Genomic DNA, 20,481 nt, shown 5'->3' on the forward strand with positions numbered 1-20,481 from the left:
TCCACCATTAAGGGAGTAGAACCTCGATTAGATTCAAACTTGAAGACATCACGCCATTTATTATTATGATCTACAAGACGAACTTTGTTATCCCTTTCCAGGCCCAGGCCGTGCTCTTCAAAAACGGTAAAAACTTTTTGCATGAACTTATTTTAGTACGATAAGGTGAAAAATAGGCAAAAAAAAAGCTACTTCAAAGAAGTAGCTTTTTTATGGTGCCCCGACGCGGATTCGAACCACGGACACAAGGATTTTCAGTCCTTTGCTCTACCAACTGAGCTATCAGGGCATAAATGATTTGGTTCCATTAAATTAATGGTTTATGTTTCTTTCGTCAATAGAAAATTAAAAAGTTTTTTAATTTTAATTTGAGATATCTTTAATTATTATGTTTGCTATGAATGAAAAGTTTTTAAGCATCGATAAAATTATTTTAACTCAAGGATCAACAACGGTTAATGCCCTCCTCTTTAGACCTCCTAGTCAGAAGCTAAAAGATACGGGATACGCCATTTTTACTCATGGTTACACATCTCACAAGATCAGTATTTTCTCATGGGCACAAAAGCTTTGTGATGACGGAATCCCAACAGTAATCTTTGACCAACCAGGTCATTTTACTGGCTCATTTCATGACGTGGCATCTTTTGAGGACTTCAAAAATGACGCGCCGATGTTATTTATCCATGCACTAAATAAATTAAAAGAAGCTTACCCTTCTCAACAAAATAAACTTCTCATTGGAGGTCACTCTCTAGGTGCCCTGACTTCAATTCTTGCAGTTCAAAATAACTACTTTGAAGGCTTTGACGTACACCACTGTGGCGTTGGCTTTGGTGTCCCACCAGAAGGTGTCACACACGTTTTTGATACGCCATTTTACCAAGCGACAGTTAAAGCACGAGCGGAACTTGTCTCAAAACACTTAGCACCAGAAATCATGTTTCCTTGGATCAAAGATCAAAAGTTTCACCTAACTCTAACAGGACACAAAGTGCATCTGATCTCAGGGGAAGATGATGTGGTTGTTGGAAAAGAAGGAATGGAAAACTTTGCAAAGATTTTAGAGAACCTTGGCAATACTGTGACAATGGAGAAGCCAGGTAAGCTTGGCCACCACCTTCCAGATATGGCCGGAAGTTTTATCAAGAAGCATGCAAAGAGGATTGGGCTACTTTAGCTTCAAATAAAGCCTTAGGTTCTTAAGCATTCCCACTCTTCCAGTACGTTCAAGTGGAGTACCTTTGAAGATACGACGGTATTCACGATTACTCATTTCTTCCAGATCGCAGAAGATATCTTCTAGGGGTCTCATTAAAAAGAAGTCGATGAATTGTTTCCCATTTTCTTTGAAGGCAGTTGAGTCGGCCTCAAGCTTTCTTTCCAGTCGCCTATTCCATGGACATACATCCTGACAAATATCACAACCGAAGATTTCACCATTTGCATTTTCGATCCCACTTGGAGGAAAGACTTCTTTAAAATGTTCAATAGTGAAAGTTGAAATACACTTATCAGCAATAATCGTTCTTTTATCGATATCAATTGCACCCGTTGGGCATGCATCACCACAACGCGTGCACTGGCCACAGTGATCTGTTTCAAACTTCTCACTAGGTGCTTCTACTTCCTTATTTAAAAGAAGTGAGCCAATGATAAAGTAGCTTCCAATGTGGCGATTGATTAGCATAGAATTCTTTCCGTACCAACCTAGCCCTGACTGATAGGCAAAGTCGCGCTCTAGAATTGGTTGGGTATCAAGAGAGAACTTAAAATCTAGCTCAGGATCTAGCTTCTGCAGCTCTTCTCCAATTGCTTGAAGCTTATCTCTCACTTCATAGTGATAATCGCGCCCCTTGAAGCCCACTACATAATTAGCTATTTTAAGCCCATTGCTCTCACCACTCTCATAAAATTTCTTTGCACTACGAGCTATATGAGAATAATCAAAAGCGATAACTAGTGTTGACTTAATATCAGGGTAATAATTTTTAAGATCTTCTCTTTTGATAGCGCGTTCATCGGCGAGGTAGCCAAGAGCGCCATGAAGTCCATCTTTAATCCAAGCTTTGAAACGTTCTAATGATTTAGGTTTAGATTCAGTGACGACACCCCAAACTTCAAGATCTAGAGTTCTTAAAATATTTTGAATGTCGTCTTTTTTGATCATGACTTGTCGATAATCTCAATTGCACCGGTTGGACAGACTCGAATACATTCGTAATCAAGCGTACAGTGTCCAATTTGATCCTTATTAAGCTTTGTCAGTTTTGTCTTCTTATCTGCAACCCAAATCTCATGAGGGCAAATTGAAACACAGTTCTGACAAGTAGAGCAGATATTATGATCTAGCAGGATTCTTTTTTTTTTATCTTCTGCAACTTCAAAAGTATCTTTATTAGCATCTTCGTGAGGAGCTTCTTTGATAATCTCAACCTTAACAGAGTTAGAATATCCTTTCGAGAATATCTTCCCATCACCTAGCGTCACAACAACTTTGTCACCATTATAAAGACCCATTCTCTCTTTTGCCTGGTTAACAACATACTTAACGTATGAGCCAGTATCTTGTACCTCTTCATCAACAAGATATGGGTAAACTCCCCAGTATAAGCAAATGCGTCTTGCTGTACGAAGGTTATGAGTTACACCAGCAACAGGAGTTTGCGGCCTAAACATCGAAACCTTACGACAAGAATTTCCACCTTCTGTTACGGCCAGAATTCTCTTTGCTTCAACTTTTTCTGCAATCATTGAAGCGGCAACCATTACAGATGAGTTCACTGAAGACAAGTCAATATTTCTTAACAGCGGACGCTCTTTAGGAGTCTTCTCCGCTTCAAAAATAATATCATTCATCATCTGCACGGCTTCAACAGGATACATCCCCGATGCAGATTCTCCAGATAGCATTACAGCATCAGTTCCATCCCAGATAGCGTTTGCAACATCACTTGCCTCTGCTCTTGTCGGAGTTGGAGCATCAGTCATACTCTCAAGCATCTGTGTTGCAGTAATAACTGGAATCATGCGGTCATTACATTTTTGAATGAGCTCTTTTTGGATTGAAGGAACTAAATGGTTTCCAACTTCAACACCCATATCTCCACGAGCTACCATAATAACATCAGTAACATCTAGGATTTCTTCAATATTATCTAATGCTTGAGGTTTTTCGATCTTAGAAATAATTGGCACTCTAACTTTTAATTTATGAAGTAAGGCCTTTACCGTCATAATATCTTCTTTCTTACGTACAAAAGATAGAGCGATATAATCAATATTATGTTTTAGAGCAAACATTAAGTCTGCTTCATCTTTGTCAGTAAATGCAGGAGCAGATACTTCACAATCAGGAAGATTAATCCCTTTATTAGACTTTAGCTCTCCCCCAACGATAACTTCAATTTTATAAACATCACGATCTCGTGTTATCGCTTTCGCAATTAGCTTTCCATCATCAAATAGAATTCTTGCACCATCGTGACAATCATCAACAAGTTTTTCATAGATAGTAGGGATATAGCAGTCTTTATATTCAGGATAGTCCGCTTGTTTAGAAGATGGTCCAATAACCCAAGTTTCACCGTTTTTAAGTTGTAATCCATTAGGTAGTTTATCTGTACGAATCTTTGGACCTTGAAGGTCAATAAGAACAGCTACTTCTCTTCCAATATTTTTTGAAGCCTGACGAATATTTGAAATAAGCTGGGCATGAGCTTCATGAGTACCGTGACTCATATTTACTCTTGTTACATTTACTCCTGCAATGATTAATTTCTCAATCATTTCTACAGTATTTGATGACGGCCCTAATGTCGCAACAATTTTAGCACGACGGACTTTGCCCATTCCCATTATCTCTCCCTGAATTTTTATAAGCTTTTTCTTTTTTTAATAATTAAGCTTTACGAGACTCTTGTTGATCCGTAAACATACCGCCACGAATTTCACTCGATCTCTCTTCTAAAGCTTCAGCATTTGCCGCACGAATTTCTTCCATACGGTTTTCATACTGATTAATTAGATTTGATCTTTCAAGTTTTGAGTTCTCATAAAGAGTATTGTATTGATTCTCAAGTTCAGTAACTTTGGAAACATACTTTCTCTGTGACTCATCTCTTTCTCGAGCAATCATATCTTCATAATACTCTACCATTCTTTTAACTTGAATGTCTGCTCTTTGTTTAACCTGAGATAGCCTCTTATCGAACTCACCTCTCAAGTTAGCTAGGTTACTGTGATTTTCACGATCTTTCAATGCTATTGCATTTCTCGTTTCTTCTTTTAGTTGATTAGACTCTAGACTTTGAGTTAATCGAATTCTTTCAATCTCTTTTGCATTTGCTTTCTTAAGTCTGTTTAACTTTGATTCATAAGAAGAGATTAACTTATCGTTTGTTTCTTCTAATTGTTCGATCTTCTGTGTTAGTGACTTAGCAAGCTTATCCTTACTTTCAATAAAGTGTTCTTTTGCTTCTTGCATCTCTTGAGAATGCTTCATATGAGTATCTTGAATAAATTTCTTTGATTCATCCGCAAAGTCTGCCTGCATCTGAGAAACAGCTTCCGTATTTCGATCACTCATTTTTTGAACTGTCTCGCCAAACTGTGCTCTTTGTCTTTCAAGAATTTTCTTTGATTGCTCTTTATCATTATAAGCTTCTAGCTCTTTTTCTTTTACTTGGCGCTTGAAGTTACCTTGTAGCTCTTCAACATCTTTATTAAGCTCAATATTAATATCACTTAGAGTATCACTCTTAAACTTGGCCATATCTTTTTCAAGATCAGCAATATACTCAGATGATTTTTGTTTTTGAGAACGAAGTGCTTCTTTTGTTGATTGTGAGCGACGTCTTTCTTGGATATCAGCATTAAAGCGATCCGTATCAATTTGATCACGAATATTTTTAATACGTGTCTCATATCCCCTTTCCGTTTGCTCTAACTTATCGTTGAAGACATCTTCACGACTTCCACCAGATAACTTCTGATTCATCTCTCGTCTTGCTCGATATAATTCCTTCGCATGACGATTCTCAAGATCCTTTGCATTTTGCGAAGAATCTCTTTGCTCCACCTGTCTTTTTCTTGAGTTTCGATCATTGATTTCTTCAATAGAACTCTTGAAACTTTTTTGGTTTTCAGCAAGTTGCTTATCTTTTTGAGCAGTCATATCTGAAATGCGCTGCTCTTGATAGTCTTTAAGAGACTCTTCTCGACCCTTATGATTCTTTCTTAAGCTATCAACATCATCATTAAATCTTTCATAAAGACGTGCGCGTTTCTCACCACTTTCTTTTAATTGATCCCTGATTTCATTTTCATAATTTGATATCAACTGACGGCGATCTTGTTTTGTTTCTAACTCATGATCGTGTGCCGTATCACGAGCGTCACGGTAAACCTTATCAATTGTCTCATTGAAGTGGTCATTCATCTTGCCCATAGTTGAATCGAATCTTCTTTGTTGTGATGAGAGACGATGATCCATATTCGAATTTTCGGCCAATGTTTTTGACTCATAGGCTTCGCGAATATTTTTAAAACGTGTATCGAATTGATCCTTACTATCCTTACGATCGCGTTCGAACTCACGCTTATTTCCATCTAACTTACTTAGATAATTTTTTTGTTGTTCTTCAATTTTTCTTTTTGTATCTTCCGTGGCCGTTTCTCTGAATCGATCTTGCCTTTCTTCAACTTTATTAAGTGAGTTATCATAGGCTTGACGCTGCTTATTTAAGCGATATTCTTGAGTGTCTTTTAACTCACCTACTTCACGTTTATAATTCTTTCTCTGCTCATCAATTGTCTGCTGAAAGTTCTCGCGGTGTTGTGAAAGTCTCTTTGAATAATCTCTAACGTCCATATTTTTTCCGATTTAGATGCAATAAGATATTATATACCCCCTCTATTCTATCAATTATGCACAATATAAAAAGGCCGGGAATAAATGCCCCGGCCTCTTAATTATCTGTCTTTCCGACTATTTTTATAATGTATTATGCGAATTATTTACCTAATTCTGAATCAATAAGCTCTTTAAATACTTCAAATGGTTGTGCACCATTAATTAGCATACCGTTCACATAAAAAGTTGGAGTTGATTGTACACCAACGTCAATCCCTTCTTTAACTGTAGCATCAACTTCTGCTTTCATACGTCCAGAATCAAGACACTCATCAAATTTCTTTTGATCTAAACCAACTGTCTTTGCTTTAGACTTAAGTCCATCAACAGAAAGTCCTGACTGATCTGCAAACATTGAATCGTGTAGTTTCCAAAATTTATCACCAGCTTGCTCATTTGCACATAGTGCCGCTTCAGCAGCTTTGGCCGCATCTTTATGAAAGCTTAATGGGAAGTTCTTGAATACAATTTTAACCTTATTACCATAAGTCTTCTTGATCTGATTCATGATCTCAACACCCTTAGCACAGTAAGGACACTGGAAATCCGAATATTCAGTAATAACTACGGCCGCATCCTTTCCACCAAACATTGGCTCTTTTCCTGTCACAGGAATTTCAAAACGTGGTCTTTTAGGTCTTTCTAAGTAAATTTCAACTGGGCTATTCTTCGTTTTCTTAGTTAAGTATGCTTCGATAGCTTCACGCTTTTTCGAGTTTCTTAAGAAGTCTACAATTCTAGCTTTTAACTGAGGATTTACATCAGGAATATTTCTTTCTTTTGCAAACTCGTTAATTTCTTTATCAGATACTTTTACGTCCTTAGCAATAACAACATCAATGAATTGCTCCATTGTCATTGAACTTCTTGCAGGGTCTTCATTTTTAAAATTCTCTAAAAGATAGGCCTTAACTTTACCTAGTTTTAGTTCATATACTTTTAATTGGGCTTCATATAACTCTGCTTCTGAGCCTTTAAAAAGCTCATCATGACTAACTTCTTTGCCATTGAACTTAATCACTGCAGTGGCATTTGGTGCCTTTTTAAATAAGAAATTTGGTTTTGAATTTACTTCGCTCGTACATGCAACTAGTCCAATTGCAGAAATAGCAACTAGGCCAAGTGCTAGCTTGGATTTTTTAAACATAATGATCTCCTTACATCAATTTAAACTAATTATATGTAAAAAAGAGAAATAATGCATTAGTGTTCACGTCATTTTTTTGTCAATTCGATAATTGCTTCACAAAGAGATCATATTGCGGCGAACTATTTTTCAATTCTTCATGCACACCTTTTGCAATAATTTTTCCACCTTCCATAACAAGAATCTGTTGGGCATCAAGTATTGTTTCAACTCGATGGGCCACGATAATTGTAACGGCCTGCTTTTGAACAAAGAGAATCATTTTACGTAGAGCTTCTTCAAGATCACTATCTAATGAAGAAGAAATTTCGTCGAATAGAACAATAGGCTTCTTTAAGTAACAAGAGCGAATCGCCGATATAAGCTGCTTTTGACCAAGTGAGATCTCATTTTGATCAAGGACTGTATCAGGCTTTATTCCCCATCTCGATAGATAAGAAATCTGTTCACAAACTTCACTCCAGAAAGCATCAAAACTTCCAAAACCTGCTTGCCCCATCGTAATATTAAATTCAACTGTTTCTGAAAAGATATGCGAATCTTGCGAAACAATCCCAATCAATTCACGATACTCATTGAAGTCATCAATATAATCAAAATTATACTCTTTCTTAACTCCGCTATGATTTTCAACAAATACCTTCCCTTCATCAGGAATAATATTAGCGGCCATGATATTTAAGAGAGTCGATTTTCCACTTCCAGATAATCCGACAATCCCAATAAGATCACCTTGGCGACAATCAAAAGAGATATCTTCTAAAGTAAAGGGTGTTGAATTCTCACCTTTAGCAGGATACGTAAATTTTTGGATTTCAATATGCATCTTTTCAACATCATACTGGCGTCTTTTTGTATTGATATCTGAAGACTTTTCCTTGTCTAAATCAACAAGAAATTCATTAATACGCCCTACTCCTGTTGCTGCTCTTTGAATATTTGCAACTTTCGAAGAGACATCTTTAATAGGATTAATCGAGCGCTGAATTAAATCAATTAGAGCAAAGATCAATGCGACTTGAGTAATACCACTATTTGGGATGATAAAGATTGCACAAGCTAAGAAGACTGGAAAAAGAGACTCGGCAAATGAGTAGTACGATGCGTCCCAAACGTTTGAAGATAGGATCTTCTTAAGAAATTCATCAAAGACAAATAAGGACTTCTTCGATGTATACTGATCTGCAGGGTTGTAGTAATTCTCACGAACACCGCCAATAAGATCCGCAACAACACGGTAAAGTTTTGCACGTGAATTTCTCACGCTTAAGAAAACTGCACGCATATACTTAGAGCACCAAATTAAAATAAAGCAGGCTCCAAATTGGATTACTGCAAGATACACTCCGGCAATTGCATTTAAACTTACAAAACTGATCAGAGAAGCAACAACGAAGAAGATATCAATGACAATTCCAAAAGTTCCAGAAGTAACAAGCTCCCTTAGGCTTTCCGTATCGCTCATAATACGCGCTAAGACCTCTCCTTGAGGGTAGCGATCATTGCGGTTTTCTTTCGATGTTTGAAGCTCAACACTTGAGAGCCACTTACCGTAACAATGAGTGCGGACGAATTGAACAAGGCCTACAACATAACGATTAATAATCAGGTTATAAACAGCACGGTTTAAGGCCGTTGCCAAAAAGATAAATGTCATAATTCCAAGAGTCTGACGATAAACCTCTTCGACTTCATAATTTGCAGTAAGTTTTGCGATTAATTGTGGTAGTGCTGCACCAAGAGCACTTGAGATAATAAGACATACAACCATGCTTAATAAATACTTACCACTTCCTTTATATACTAGGAATTTAGATGAGTTGTTTTCTAAAGTGCTCATAAATTCCTCCTTCTTGTTTTTGTGTAAAATCGATAACACTTGACTCTTCTCTTAAGCCTTCACTTTCACAGATTAAACTTAAGTGATCACATTGAACCGCTGTCGTGTACCTGTGTGTCGACATAATGAGCGTGCGACCTTCAAAAATATTCATAGCATTGAGCTGATTCAAAATTTCTCTTTCAAGCACGACATCAACTGATGAGAAAGGGTCGTCCCAAATAATAAACTCACTTTCAAAAAGTAATGACTTAATCAAAGAGACTCGCTTGATTTGTCCACCTGATAATCTCTTTCCGTTTTCTCCAACAACAAGGTTAAACAAACTCTTGCGATCTGAAGCTAAGTAATCGAGTCCAAAGATCTTCAGTAGATCATAAGCTTTCGCTAGTTGTTCTTCATTGAAGTCTCTACCCAGGGATAAGTTTTCTAGAATTGTTCCATTATAAAGATACGGATCTTGAGCGACATAACTCGTACTTCTTTCTTGGATCTTTAAAACCTCAGAAATTTTAACGAGTAACTCAGACTTTCCACATCCAGTTTTTCCGACAATTGCATTCTTTGTATTTTTCCAAATTTTTAAATTGATATCGTTGTCCCAAAATGGAAGCTGTAATTCAAAAGACTCTTCTTTTTCTTTAAAAGAGAATTCTCTTTTAAGCATTGCCTCAAGTTCACTCTCTTTATCAAGTACAGCAACAAGCTCTCTTACTCTTGCCCACGCTCCAGCAGAGCGAGTGAAGACAACTCCAATCCAAGCAAGGAACATAATTGGTTCTAAAAATAGATAAACAAAACCAGAGAATAAAATCAGTGAAGATGCACCAAGCTGTTGCGTAAAAATGATATAGGCACCCCAAATTAATGAAAGACCAACTCCAGTTGGCATAAGTGGAATAGAAATGCCAACACGCTTACCTGCCTCATAAAAATTCTCAAGCTCTTCCATTGACTTCTTAGCAAAGAGATCAATAAAAGCTTTTTCCGCATGGAAGTTTTTAATTGTCTTTTTACCTGCGTAAGTTTCAATAATGATATTTTGAACATCACCCTGAAGGTCTTGTGTTTGGCGATAGAATTTACGGTTCGTTGAAACAATTGCACTGAAGAGAACAAACGCCACAAGCATCGGTAGTAGCGCAATAAACAGCTCTTTATTGAAACTTAATAGCTTTGGAACAAGGATCGAAAGAGCAATGATGATATTAGCAATTTGTAAAAGAGCGAAACCAATTAATGCTCTTACGTGCTCAAGATCTCCACCAATAATTTGAAAGATTTGACCTTTCGGGTATTCTTTATAACGAGAAGGACTCACTTTTTCTAATTTCTTCATGAGATCAAAGCGTAAGATCTTTTGTAAGACACGGGCCGGATAGAAAAAGAGAAGTCGTGAAGAAGTTCTAAAAACAATAATTCCTAAGGCCAATAAGAAGAGATGTCCCACTGGAATAGAAATTCCTTTTGAAATTTTCTCTGCTAAATCTTTTGCAATAAAAGGAAGTTCACTTTGAATCTTGTGAGTTAGATAGAGACAAATGAATGCCCCAATATAGTAGTACCAGTAGTGAACAAACTGCGTCATTACCAGCGATGTTAACTTTTTATTAAGATAGTCTTTCATTCCAGCAAGTCTACTTGAAATCCAATCATCAGTCACGTTTCTGTTTAAAGGAAGGCCTAGTGAAATGTGAAAAAACATTCTTAATTTAAGTTAAATTTACCTTCTCAAACTTGGTTATGAGAATAAAGCTAGCTAAAATCCTACAAAATTAATTGGTTTCATAAAATACGAAGTTTTAAGAAAAACGTTTTTTAAGGAAAGAAAGTGATCTATCTCGTAAGTCTGCTGATGATATTAATTCTCTGTTCTATTATGGTTATTACTCATCAGGCCATTAAGATTAAACAGCTTGAAGTTGAAGGTCGCGACCTTTCGCGAAGGCTCGAAGAAAAACAACATTTACTCTCCGTTTTATTTCACGATCTATCGAACTCAACAACTCTCCTTTCACTACTAAGCGACTCTTCCCTACTTGCCATGAAAGACAAAGACGGAATCTTGCAAAACCTAGGACGTGTCAGCGGAGTTATCGAAAATATGGCAGAACTGATTCAACATATTCGAAAAATACAATCCATTGAGTCAGGCAAATCAAATATAAAGTTAGAGCCTGTTCCATTAAAAGAATCTATTGAAAATTCAATTCAGCTTATCCGAAAAAGATTAGAAAAAAAGAGTCAACATATCCGTGTTGAATTTGATGACCACAGTATCCAGGCCATGGCAGAGCCTTCGTCACTATGCCACAGCGTCTTTAGTAACCTTCTAACTAATGCATCAAAGTTTTCACCAGAAGGATCTGAAGTTGTTGTCAGGGTAACTCATCAAAACTCAGTGATCCGTGTGGATATAACAGATCAAGGAATAGGAATCCCAGAGTCAATGATAAAAAGCCTCTTCTCATTCACTAATGAAACTCACCGCGAAGGAACTCATGGCGAAGAAGGATCAGGTTTTGGCCTTCCAGTTGTAAAAAAATATATGAAATTCTACGGAGGAAATATTAAGGCCTTTAATAATATTGATGGTATTGGATCAACATTTACAATGACATTCGTTAACGCATCAAAGAGCAATCAGGATACAGTTGAAAAAACAGAGTCTAAACCAAAGAGAAGGCCTTTAAGAGAAGCGAATCAATAAATAGATTGAGAAAAAGATGGTAGGACTATGCAGATTCGAACTTTACAACCTGCGATCAAAAGATGCCCAAAGGCATGTTTTGGCGCTGAGTTGATATCGGTATCAGCAAACTAAATCATCAAGCAATGTAATTGAAAGTATCAAAGATGGTAGGACTATGCAGATTCGAACTGCAGACCTCTACCATGTCAAGGTAGCGCTCTAACCAACTGAGCTATAGTCCTACAAGTGTCTTAAAGTAGAAAAATAATATTCTAATTCACCAAACTCGTCAAAAGATAAAATTGACGCACAAACCTAAGCAACATCGTTGCAATTTTGCTAGTATAACTAAAAATCATGGAGGAATAATGAAAAATATTATTATGATATTAATTCTATCTAGTTGTGCTGTTTCAAAAACAAAACTAACTCCAGCTGGAGAGAAAGTAAAAGTAACATATCAAAAGCCACGTCATAAAAGCTGTAAGCCTTTTACAAATGTCGTTGGTGAAAATGAAAATGGTATCAAGGATCTTGCTGTTAACCATGCCGTCAACTTAGTTGCTGATGAGGGTGGAGACACTATCTGGATCAAAGAATCTGTAAACGAAGGAAACACTTGGAAAGTTTACGGACTTGGTTACCACTGCAAATAAGAGTAAGGAATTCGAATGATTATTTTAGATAGCGCAAAGAAAGCAATTGAGAATTTTTCAATGCCTGATCACGTGGGATTTGGAAAGGTCCTACTACCGATTATGGCGACTTGTGAGTATAAACGTGGAGAATGGGGAGAGCTTGAGATCAAGCCTTATGGTAAATTAGAACTCGATCCAACTTGTAAAGTTCTTCACTATGGACAAGAAATTTTTGAAGGAATGAAGGCCTATAACTTTAAAGGCAATGGCCCAAACCTTTTTAGGCCACTAGAAAACTTCAAACGCTTTAATCACTCAGCAAGACGTATGGCCATGCCAGAAGTACCAAAAGATATCTTTACTGCAGCTGTAAATACAGTCACAAAGATGGGTGAAAACTATATTCCGAAACGTGGTGGTGAATCTCTTTATATTAGGCCATTCATGATTGCCACAGAAAACAATCTAGGAATTAAGCCAAGTGAAGAATTTCTTTTCATGGTAATCGCCTCACCTGTTGAGTCTTACTTTTCAGGAGGAAGCTATAAGCTTTTAATTGAAAGAAATATGATTCGTGCGTGCCAGGGAGGAATGGGAACGGCAAAGACTGGTGGTAACTACGCCGGTGCTCTTAACGCAGGTGTAAGAACTTTAAAACTTGGACTACACCAAACACTATGGTTATCAGCAACTGATCGTAAATCGATTGAAGAATTAAGTGGAATGAATTTCTTTGCTGTAATTGATGGTGAAATTCACACTCCAGAATTGACTGAGACAATCCTAGATGGAATTACTCGTCGTTCACTCATCGATATTGCACGTCACAAGGGTTACAAAGTTGTCGAGAGAAAGATTAGCATTGATGAATTAATTGAAGATATTAAGTCTAAGAAATGTACTGAGTGCTTCTCTTGCGGAACGGCCGCAATCATCACCCCAATCTGCTCTTTACATGAAGAGTCTGGTGAATTTTATAATATTCAAGAAGAGTTTGGACCAGTGTCAAAAGAGCTTCGTGAAACACTTCTAGGTATCCAAGAAAAAACAATTGAAGACCCATTTAACTGGGTAGTTGATCTATAAAAAAGGGCCTCAGATGAGGCCCTTTGTATTTCTACTTCGCTAAATTTGGAAGAATTTGAAACATAACCATTGCAAGGATTGTTGGGAAAAGTGCTCCAAGAAGAAGCTTACCTGGGTTAATCCCATCTTTTCCAAAAGTACCTTTAAGGATACCAAAACCAGCTGGGTTTGGAGCGTTAGCAATAACAGTTAAACCACCACCGGCAACAGCACCTGCAACTAGGTTATACTTTGCAGAATCAGTTAGATCAACAAGTGTTCCTAGATATGTAAGAGCAGCGTTATCAGTAATAGCAGTAAGTGAAGTTGCACCTACGAAAAGAACAAAGTCACCAAGTTTAGATAGAATTGGTTGTAGCCACCAACCTTGTTGTCCACCAAGTGTAACAAGACCAGCTAAGAAGAAACCTACAAGAAGTGATTCTTTTAACTTTATTTCGTCTTGGTACTCTTTTGTAACAGTTGTGAAACCTAGGAAGAATAGGAATAAACCTAGGAAGAAAACCATATGGTGAGCAGAGAAAACAACTAATCCCATGAAGATGATATGAATTAAAGTCATCCACCAAGTTGGTGCCATCCAATTCTCATGCTTTTGTTTAATTTCAAGTTTGCCTTGTAGTTCATCTTTAAACATGAAAGCAATTATAAGAGTTCCAATAATGATCGAAATTGTTGCTTTGTAACCAAAGTTTGTAATCATGTGAACAAATCCCCAGTGCCATTTTGAAGCAACCATTAGAACAGGAGGTGCAGCAAAGTGAGAAAGTGTTCCACCAATTGAAACGTTTACAAAAAGTAGACCAATCGTTGCATACTTAAATTTTAAACTCATTTTCTCGTCTGAGAAGAAGTAGTCTAAAAGGATAAGAGCTGTAACTGTCATTGCAGCAGGTTCAGTAATGAAAGATCCTAGAATCGGCCCGATAATAAGAGCTGAAACGTAGAATGCCATTTTACCAGGCATTGGGATAAGTTTTGCAATCATCCCAATGATTTTTTCTGCAAGCATAATAATTGGTCTCGTCCCCGCCATACACATAATAACGAATACGAATGCGGCCTCTGTGTAGTTAACATCTTTTTCAAGATATTTAAGTGCTCCACCAACAACTTGGTGTGCGCTATCATAAACTGCAAATCCTTGCGTAGCACTATAGTACACAATAAATGCAGCTGCCCACATTCCGAATACCGCTTCTACTTCACCTAAGAAGTGAAGAAGGTTCTCCATCATTGATCCTTCTGGATACTTGTGAGCTAAATGTTGAATTTTAGAAACTAAGAATGTGTGCAAAATTGCACATGCAAATAGAATCGTCCCTACGAGCTGTAGATTTGTTGGATTCATGAAACTTCCTTTGTAAATGTGATCTACCTTATTTTATTCCTGTCGGCAAAGGTGCGCAAGTACTGAAATTTTAAGACACTTAAAATAATTTACCATTTTCGTAAACTTTTTCTAAACTGCCACCGATAAGAATTTGTGTTTTTATATAGATTTGCTATCTCTATTCTCACTTTCTCTGTCGTAGTCAATGCTTTGGCCATAGAGCCTAGTTTTTTTAAGGAAGAGATAGAAGTTAATGGTAAGCAAATCAAGGCCAAGGATCTTGTCAAAGATATCGTAAGAATTTCAAAATCAAAGTCACCTAAATATATTCCAGTTAGGCATGAAGATGCTGTTTCTGACGATATTCCGAGGCATAACAGTGGGGCCTCAGAGTTGTGTATCGAGTGTAGAGATATCGCCGAGCTCGCTTCTAATATTTCAGATATCGTGGCCAAGGCCAATGAAAATTCTCAAGAACCGAGTATTAAGGTCAAACAAAAAGCACTAAAACTTAAGGCCATCGCAACTTATATCGAAACTGTTGATAAGGTTGGAGAAATTAGCTGTCTTAAAAGTGATTTTGACAGCGGAAAAGAGCGCTATAACACAAGAGATTTTGATGACTTCGAACTAGTTTTTACTTCAGATATTGCTCTTAGTGAATTCTCTTCCCTATCAATTGCTCCTCGTTCAGGAACACTAACTAGAATAACTTGGTTTCGATCTCAAGACGAAGTTGGCGAAGATATTTTTATCAAAGTAGTCTTTATAAAAGATCAAGAACCATACTTTCAAATCTACTACCCTCATGACACTTTTGTTGATCCAACAAAGCCTACAGATGTTGAAAGAAATATTCCTGAAGGTGTAACTCTTGAGACAAATTATGATTCTGAAATGAGTCTAGTTAAGGATCAAGAATACGATACCTTCATTGGAAAAGTTAAGATTAATAAAGCACTGCTACTTGAGCAGAGTTATTATGTTCCTACTTCATTAACATTAATTGAGATGGAGACAGAGAGTAAGCTTGGAGAAGAAACTAAACTTACAAGCAAGGTCGAGATTAATGACCAAAAGCAAAGAATAAACGTTAACCTCAACAGTAAGCTAACTGAAGACACAACACTAAACGGTGAAATTAATATCAAGCCAAACAAGCAGCAATTAAACCTTAATCTTTCTAATCGCTACAGTGATGATATTACAATTGATGGCAATGCCGATATCTCATCAGATAGCCAACAAATCAACCTAGACTTAAAACATCAAGGGAAGTCGACAGCAAGGGCCTTGGCCAAAGCTGACGGCTACTTTCTAGCAGGAGTAACTGTTGCTTCTCCAGAGTTTAGAAATTTTGATATTGAAACTGATATGAGTTACGACACTAATCAGACGGCAACGATTGCAAATGATTTCAGATTCCAAGGAAAAACGATAATTAAAACTGGAACTGTTATCAATGCTCAAGGTGAAGTTGACTTCAGTGCAAAAAGGTCATTTGGGGTATTTGAGAATGCTACTGTGACTATGGAGTTAAATCACTCAACGCAAGACAGAGGTATCGATTACAACCGCACCTCTGCCTATATTTCTTTTGATATGAAATTCTAATTAAATTAATTAGCCATCATTACCAATTGAAGCAACTGGACAAGCATCCATTTGCTCTTGGCATAGCTCTTCTTCTTCAGGTGTTGATGGTTGCTTAACAACGTATGCATTTCCATCTTCATCTTCAGCAAAAAAGTCTGGAGCACCTGTGTAACATACGTTACATGCAATGCATCCTTCGCCGTTATCATCATCTGGATCTGTGCAATACCACTTTCCAGCAACATTTTCTTTATGTTTCATTTCTTTATTTGCCATGTTAACTCCTTGATTTTATTAACACACAACACAATATTTCATTGATTATATTTTGCCTAAGTCTACTAGATTTGAGAATATAGCACAAGATACTCAAATATAAATTTCACAGGAGAATACTGAAATGACAACGAGCCTTGAAAAAGCAGCTCAATGGGCAAATAACTCATACTTTGATGAGGAATCACGTCAAGAGATTCAAAAGCTAATTGACGCTGATGATATGAAAGAGATCGAAGAAAGATTTTATAAAGATATCGAATTCGGAACAGGTGGGCTTCGCTCAATTCTTGGTGCCGGAAATAATCGTATTAATAAATATACAGTTCGCCGTGCAACGCAGGCCCTTGCTGGAGAAGTACTAGATCACAGCTCTAAAACTGGGATCACAAATCCATCAATTGCTGTAAGCTATGACTCACGTAAATTCTCTTTTGAATTTGCCAAAGAAGTTTGTAGCGTTATGGCGGCCAATGGAATTAAGTCTTATATCTATAAAAGACTAAATCCTGTTCCAATGCTTTCATACTCTGTTAGGTACCATAAGTGTCAAGCAGGAGTTATGGTAACAGCTTCTCACAACCCTCCAGAATACAATGGTTACAAAGTTTATTGGAATGATGGAGCGCAAGTTACTCCTCCAAACGATAAAAATATTATCAATCGCTACTATGATATTACTTCATACGATGCAGTTAAATTCATCGACTTTGACCAAGCAGAAAAAGAAGGTTTTATTAACTGGGTAGGCGAAGATGTAGAGCAAAGCTTCTATAACGACATCCTATCAAAAACAGTTAACCCTGAAATGTGTAAAGAATTCGGTAACGATTTAAAGATCGTTTACACGCCTATTCACGGAACAGGATTAATTCCTTGTACGACAGCTCTGGCACAGCTTGGCTTTACTAATGTTGAAGTTGTTAAAGAGCAAGCACAACCAGACTCAGCTTTTCCAACAGTAAGCTCACCTAACCCAGAAAATGCTTCGGCAATGAAGATGGCAGTCGATCTTATGAAAGAAACTGGTGCAGATATAGCATTTGGCTCTGATCCAGACACAGATAGACTTGGAGTTGCATTTGAGCATGAAGGAGAGATTCAGTATATCAACGGAAACCAAATCGGAATCCTAATGCTGTACTACATGCTTCACAATCTTAAAGAAAATGGCACAATGCCAGCAAACCCATATTTTGTGAAAACAGTTGTAACAACTCCACTCCAAGAATTAATCGCTGATAAGTACGGAGTAAAGTCTTACTCGACACTAACAGGATTTAAGTGGATTTGTGGACTAATGAATAAGATAGAAAAAGAAGATCCATCGGCAAACTTCCTATTTGGAACAGAAGAGTCTTTTGGATATCTTCCGCATAATTTTGTTCGCGACAAAGATGGTGTTGCTTCAATTACTTTCATGTCTGAAGTAACTCTATACTTCAAAAAACAGGGGCTAAACCTTATCCAGGCCCTCGATAAAATTTACGAAGAATTTGGCTTTAGTGAGGAAACTCTCCTAAATCTTGTTTATCAGGGTAAAGAAGGGTCCGAAAAAATTACACGAATCATGAGTCATTTTAGAGACTTAGCTCCTACAAGCTTGTGCGGACAAGAGATTCAAGCTATAGAAGATTATCAAACAGGTATTGTGAAAAACCTTGAGTCTAATGAAGAGTCGAAACTGGATTATCCAGTAAGTAACGTAATTGGTTACCACTTCAAAAATGGAAACCGCCTCTACCTTCGTCCTTCAGGAACTGAGCCGAAAATTAAGTTCTATATTATGATTCAAGAAAAAGAAGGAAGTCTAGCTGAGAAAAAAGCAAAGGCAAAAAAAGTTACTGACGAAATCCTGGCATTTATTAACGAAACGGCCGAAGGACTATAAGTCAGTAGATTAGGAGTTATATTTTGAAAAGTGATAAACTTGCAGTTGTATTAGTTAGTGGTGGTATGGATTCGTTAGTTTGTGCTGCAATTGCAAATGAGAAACATGAAAACCTTGCGTTTCTTCACCTTAACTACGGACAAAAAACAGAAGAACGTGAATTGGATTGTTTCCAAAAAATCGCTGACTTTTACGGAGTCGATAAATCTCTACGTAAAGTAATTGATGTCTCATTTCTAAAGCAGATTGGTGGAAGCTCTCTAACTGATGATGGAATTGATGTAAAACAATATAAAGGTGATTCAGAAGAAATCCCTGATAGCTACGTACCTTTTAGAAATACTCACATCATCGCGATGGCCGTTTCTTGGTCTGAAGTTGTTGGTGCTAAGAATATTTATATTGGTGCAGTTAACGAAGATTCATCAGGTTACCCTGACTGTCGCCCAAGCTACTACGCTGCATATAACGAGCTAATCAAGCAAGGAACTAAAGATGGTGATATTGAGATCATCACTCCTGTAATTGATATGGCAAAGAATGAGATTGTGCAAAAAGCGGTCGACCTAGGTGCACCACTTAAGTTTTCTTATTCTTGTTATGCTCGAGGAGATAAAGCTTGCGGAGTTTGTGATTCATGCGCTCTAAGGCTTAGAGGCTTTCAGAAGGCAGGAATTGAAGATCCGATTGAGTATGATCAAAGACCAAATTACTTATAAAAAAAGGCTCCGATAAGGAGCCTTTTTTATTTATACTATTCTTGTACTGCTTCTTCTTGAGTTTCTTCTACAGCAGGCTCTTCAACCTTAACAGCTGGAGCTGTAATAAGACCAGCATCTAGAAGAATTTTAACTTTTTCTTCTTTGTTTACGAACTTTCCATTTGCAGCTTTAACAGCAAAACGTCCTGATCTTTTTTTAACAATTGTGTACTCGCCTACTTTTTTAACAACTTCCATGAATTCTCCTATAATAATTCTTTGCGTTTGTTATCTTTTAAGTGTTGAACAATTTCTTTTACTCGTTGTGAATCATCTTTTGGCACAATCATTACGGCCCTATCATTTGAAACCACAACTAAGTCTTGAACATTAATTAAAGAAACATGCTTATTAGGAGCATAAATAATATTTCCTGTCGCATCCTTTAAGAAAGTTCCGTTACTATCAATTATAGTGTTTCCTTCGACACGGTCAACTACTTGTTCAAGTGCTTCCCATGATCCAAGGTCATTCCAATCAAACTCAGCTTTTACTAAACTGATTCGGCTTGATTTTTCCATAATGGCATAGTCAATCGAATCTTTTGGAATCTTATTATATACTTCTTCAAGCTTGGCCTCCTCGTCAAGAGATGCCTTTAATTCTTCATAGAAAGAAAACATTTCAGCAGAGTGGGCCGCGAACTCTTCTTTAAAAACACCAAGTGGTGCCATAAACATTCCCGCATTCCAAACATACTTTCCAGTCGATAAATACTCTTTAGCCTTTTCAAAATTTGGTTTTTCAACAAATTCATCAACCTTAAAGCCATCACCTACAGCTTCACTTGTTTTAATATAGCCATAACCAGTGTGAGGAAAATGTGGTGGTATTCCGATTGTTGTAATTGTTTGCGTATCACTTGATAGTTTAACGGCCTTATCAAAGCTGGATTTAAAGCCACTCTTATTTAAGATCACATGATCAGAAGGCATAACTGCAATAATGTCTTCATCTTTTGCCCCAGCTGCCTCAATGGCCGCAAGAGATAAGAGAATACAAGGGGCAGTATTTCGGCCCGCAGGTTCATAGATTATATGTTCTTCTAAAATTTGATTTTTTGAGCAAGAGATAGCTAGCTCAGCTTGATCACGCGTTGTGATAATAAAGCGATTTTTCAAATCTACACTTTCCTCAAAACGCTCAAGCGTCTGTGCAAGTAAAGTTTCATTTCCAACCAGTGAAAGATACTGTTTTGGTTTTGATTCTGTTGATTCAGGCCAAAGGCGTGTTCCCTTCCCACCGGCCATAATTAGTGTGTAAATATTCATAAAAAAATGCCCTTAATTTGTATAAGGGCATCGTATC

17 protein-coding genes, 2 tRNA genes and 1 pseudogene are annotated in these 20,481 nt (G+C 37.1%); 7 read left to right on the top strand and 13 right to left on the bottom strand.

Annotated features, from left to right (window positions below; genetic code table 11):
• Positions 1 to 213: 213 nt before the first annotated feature.
• A tRNA-Phe gene (locus C0Z22_RS08795) sits at positions 214 to 289 on the bottom strand.
• Positions 290 to 397: 108 nt separating this feature from the next.
• Here C0Z22_RS08795 and C0Z22_RS08800 point away from each other — a divergent pair.
• On the top strand, positions 398 to 1,180 hold the full coding sequence (locus C0Z22_RS08800) for an alpha/beta hydrolase (protein ID WP_158246867.1): 783 nt from the start codon (positions 398 to 400) through the stop codon (positions 1,178 to 1,180).
• Here C0Z22_RS08800 and queG read toward each other — a convergent pair.
• From queG to C0Z22_RS08830, 7 genes and pseudogenes are all read right to left on the bottom strand, one after another.
• Complete coding sequence (gene queG / locus C0Z22_RS08805) at positions 1,172 to 2,170, bottom strand: tRNA epoxyqueuosine(34) reductase QueG (protein WP_103217998.1); 999 nt, start codon at positions 2,168 to 2,170, stop codon at positions 1,172 to 1,174. The two genes, C0Z22_RS08800 and queG, sit on opposite strands and share 9 nt — an antisense overlap.
• On the bottom strand, positions 2,167 to 3,858 hold the full coding sequence (pyk, locus tag C0Z22_RS08810; RefSeq protein WP_103217999.1) for a pyruvate kinase: 1,692 nt from the start codon (positions 3,856 to 3,858) through the stop codon (positions 2,167 to 2,169). Before pyk ends, queG begins: the two co-directional genes overlap by 4 nt.
• Before the next feature lie 43 nt (positions 3,859 to 3,901).
• A complete protein-coding gene (locus tag C0Z22_RS08815; protein WP_103218000.1) occupies positions 3,902 to 5,872 on the bottom strand; it encodes a hypothetical protein in 1,971 nt (656 codons plus the stop codon).
• A gap of 142 nt (positions 5,873 to 6,014) precedes the next feature.
• On the bottom strand, positions 6,015 to 7,061 hold the full coding sequence (locus tag C0Z22_RS08820; RefSeq protein ID WP_103218001.1) for a thioredoxin domain-containing protein: 1,047 nt from the start codon (positions 7,059 to 7,061) through the stop codon (positions 6,015 to 6,017).
• Positions 7,062 to 7,140: 79 nt separating this feature from the next.
• Positions 7,141 to 7,887: an ATP-binding cassette domain-containing protein gene (locus C0Z22_RS16410; protein ID WP_370446912.1), complete on the bottom strand. Its 747-nt coding sequence runs from the start codon at positions 7,885 to 7,887 to the stop codon at positions 7,141 to 7,143.
• Between the two features lie 228 nt (positions 7,888 to 8,115).
• Positions 8,116 to 8,901: pseudogene (locus C0Z22_RS16415) on the bottom strand (ABC transporter transmembrane domain-containing protein); the annotation flags it as partial.
• Positions 8,873 to 10,606, bottom strand: a complete 1,734-nt coding sequence (locus C0Z22_RS08830; RefSeq protein WP_103218003.1) for an ABC transporter ATP-binding protein — start codon at positions 10,604 to 10,606, stop codon at positions 8,873 to 8,875. The pseudogene C0Z22_RS16415 and the gene C0Z22_RS08830, both read right to left, overlap by 29 nt.
• A 126-nt stretch (positions 10,607 to 10,732) precedes the next feature.
• On the opposite strand from C0Z22_RS08830, the gene C0Z22_RS08835 reads away from it, so the two are divergent.
• Positions 10,733 to 11,611 carry a sensor histidine kinase KdpD gene (locus tag C0Z22_RS08835; RefSeq protein WP_146037850.1) on the top strand — a complete coding sequence of 293 codons (879 nt, stop codon included), beginning with the start codon at positions 10,733 to 10,735 and terminating at the stop codon, positions 11,609 to 11,611.
• Positions 11,612 to 11,758: 147 nt separating this feature from the next.
• Here the strand turns inward: C0Z22_RS08835 and C0Z22_RS08840 are convergent.
• Positions 11,759 to 11,835, bottom strand: a tRNA-Val gene (locus C0Z22_RS08840).
• Between the two features lie 126 nt (positions 11,836 to 11,961).
• Between C0Z22_RS08840 and C0Z22_RS08845 the strand changes: the two genes are divergently transcribed.
• The gene (locus C0Z22_RS08845; RefSeq protein ID WP_103218005.1) at positions 11,962 to 12,249 is read left to right on the top strand and encodes a hypothetical protein; all 288 of its coding nucleotides are present in this window, start codon (positions 11,962 to 11,964) and stop codon (positions 12,247 to 12,249) included.
• 15 nt (positions 12,250 to 12,264) lie between these two features.
• Positions 12,265 to 13,317 (top strand): branched-chain amino acid aminotransferase, encoded by a 1,053-nt coding sequence (locus tag C0Z22_RS08850; protein ID WP_103218006.1) that lies wholly within the window; start codon positions 12,265 to 12,267, stop codon positions 13,315 to 13,317.
• A 31-nt stretch (positions 13,318 to 13,348) separates the two neighbouring features.
• On the opposite strand, the gene C0Z22_RS08855 is transcribed toward C0Z22_RS08850, so the two are convergent.
• Entirely contained in the window at positions 13,349 to 14,668 is a 1,320-nt protein-coding gene (locus C0Z22_RS08855; protein WP_103218007.1) for a putative Na+/H+ antiporter, read from the bottom strand.
• A 135-nt stretch (positions 14,669 to 14,803) separates the two neighbouring features.
• Between C0Z22_RS08855 and C0Z22_RS08860 the strand changes: the two genes are divergently transcribed.
• Positions 14,804 to 16,264: a hypothetical protein gene (locus C0Z22_RS08860; RefSeq protein WP_103218008.1), complete on the top strand. Its 1,461-nt coding sequence runs from the start codon at positions 14,804 to 14,806 to the stop codon at positions 16,262 to 16,264.
• A gap of 9 nt (positions 16,265 to 16,273) precedes the next feature.
• On the opposite strand, the gene C0Z22_RS08865 is transcribed toward C0Z22_RS08860, so the two are convergent.
• Positions 16,274 to 16,522, bottom strand: a complete 249-nt coding sequence (locus tag C0Z22_RS08865) for a ferredoxin (protein WP_103218009.1) — start codon at positions 16,520 to 16,522, stop codon at positions 16,274 to 16,276.
• A gap of 124 nt (positions 16,523 to 16,646) precedes the next feature.
• On the opposite strand from C0Z22_RS08865, the gene C0Z22_RS08870 reads away from it, so the two are divergent.
• Complete coding sequence (locus C0Z22_RS08870; protein WP_103218010.1) at positions 16,647 to 18,413, top strand: phospho-sugar mutase; 1,767 nt, start codon at positions 16,647 to 16,649, stop codon at positions 18,411 to 18,413.
• Positions 18,414 to 18,436: 23 nt separating this feature from the next.
• Complete coding sequence (queC, locus tag C0Z22_RS08875; RefSeq protein WP_103218011.1) at positions 18,437 to 19,132, top strand: 7-cyano-7-deazaguanine synthase QueC; 696 nt, start codon at positions 18,437 to 18,439, stop codon at positions 19,130 to 19,132.
• Between the two features lie 35 nt (positions 19,133 to 19,167).
• On the opposite strand, the gene C0Z22_RS08880 is transcribed toward queC, so the two are convergent.
• Together C0Z22_RS08880 and C0Z22_RS08885 are read right to left on the bottom strand one after the other, a co-directional pair.
• Positions 19,168 to 19,371 carry a hypothetical protein gene (locus C0Z22_RS08880; RefSeq protein WP_103218012.1) on the bottom strand — a complete coding sequence of 68 codons (204 nt, stop codon included), beginning with the start codon at positions 19,369 to 19,371 and terminating at the stop codon, positions 19,168 to 19,170.
• Between the two features lie 8 nt (positions 19,372 to 19,379).
• Positions 19,380 to 20,444 (bottom strand): mannose-1-phosphate guanylyltransferase, encoded by a 1,065-nt coding sequence (locus tag C0Z22_RS08885; protein ID WP_103218013.1) that lies wholly within the window; start codon positions 20,442 to 20,444, stop codon positions 19,380 to 19,382.
• Positions 20,445 to 20,481 lie beyond the last annotated feature (37 nt).

This window comes from Halobacteriovorax sp. DA5, assembly GCF_002903145.1.
Taxonomy (GTDB): domain Bacteria; phylum Bdellovibrionota; class Bacteriovoracia; order Bacteriovoracales; family Bacteriovoracaceae; genus Halobacteriovorax_A.

Excerpts from the sequence above, each read along its gene's own strand:
- C0Z22_RS08820 (WP_103218001.1), bottom strand. The coding sequence starts at position 7,061 with ATGTTTAAAAAATCCAAGCTAGCACTTGGCCTAGTTGCTATTTCTGCA.
- pyk (WP_103217999.1), bottom strand. The coding sequence starts at position 3,858 with ATGGGAATGGGCAAAGTCCGTCGTGCTAAAATTGTTGCGACATTAGGG.
- C0Z22_RS08870 (WP_103218010.1), top strand. The coding sequence starts at position 16,647 with ATGACAACGAGCCTTGAAAAAGCAGCTCAATGGGCAAATAACTCATAC.
- C0Z22_RS08850 (WP_103218006.1), top strand. The coding sequence starts at position 12,265 with ATGATTATTTTAGATAGCGCAAAGAAAGCAATTGAGAATTTTTCAATG.
- C0Z22_RS08855 (WP_103218007.1), bottom strand. The coding sequence starts at position 14,668 with ATGAATCCAACAAATCTACAGCTCGTAGGGACGATTCTATTTGCATGT.
- C0Z22_RS08885 (WP_103218013.1), bottom strand. The coding sequence starts at position 20,444 with ATGAATATTTACACACTAATTATGGCCGGTGGGAAGGGAACACGCCTT.
- C0Z22_RS08830 (WP_103218003.1), bottom strand. The coding sequence starts at position 10,606 with ATGTTTTTTCACATTTCACTAGGCCTTCCTTTAAACAGAAACGTGACT.
- queG (WP_103217998.1), bottom strand. The coding sequence starts at position 2,170 with ATGATCAAAAAAGACGACATTCAAAATATTTTAAGAACTCTAGATCTT.
- C0Z22_RS08800 (WP_158246867.1), top strand. The coding sequence starts at position 398 with ATGAATGAAAAGTTTTTAAGCATCGATAAAATTATTTTAACTCAAGGA.
- C0Z22_RS16410 (WP_370446912.1), bottom strand. The coding sequence starts at position 7,887 with ATGCATATTGAAATCCAAAAATTTACGTATCCTGCTAAAGGTGAGAAT.
- C0Z22_RS08880 (WP_103218012.1), bottom strand. The coding sequence starts at position 19,371 with ATGGAAGTTGTTAAAAAAGTAGGCGAGTACACAATTGTTAAAAAAAGA.
- C0Z22_RS08845 (WP_103218005.1), top strand. The coding sequence starts at position 11,962 with ATGAAAAATATTATTATGATATTAATTCTATCTAGTTGTGCTGTTTCA.
- C0Z22_RS08865 (WP_103218009.1), bottom strand. The coding sequence starts at position 16,522 with ATGGCAAATAAAGAAATGAAACATAAAGAAAATGTTGCTGGAAAGTGG.
- C0Z22_RS08815 (WP_103218000.1), bottom strand. The coding sequence starts at position 5,872 with ATGGACGTTAGAGATTATTCAAAGAGACTTTCACAACACCGCGAGAAC.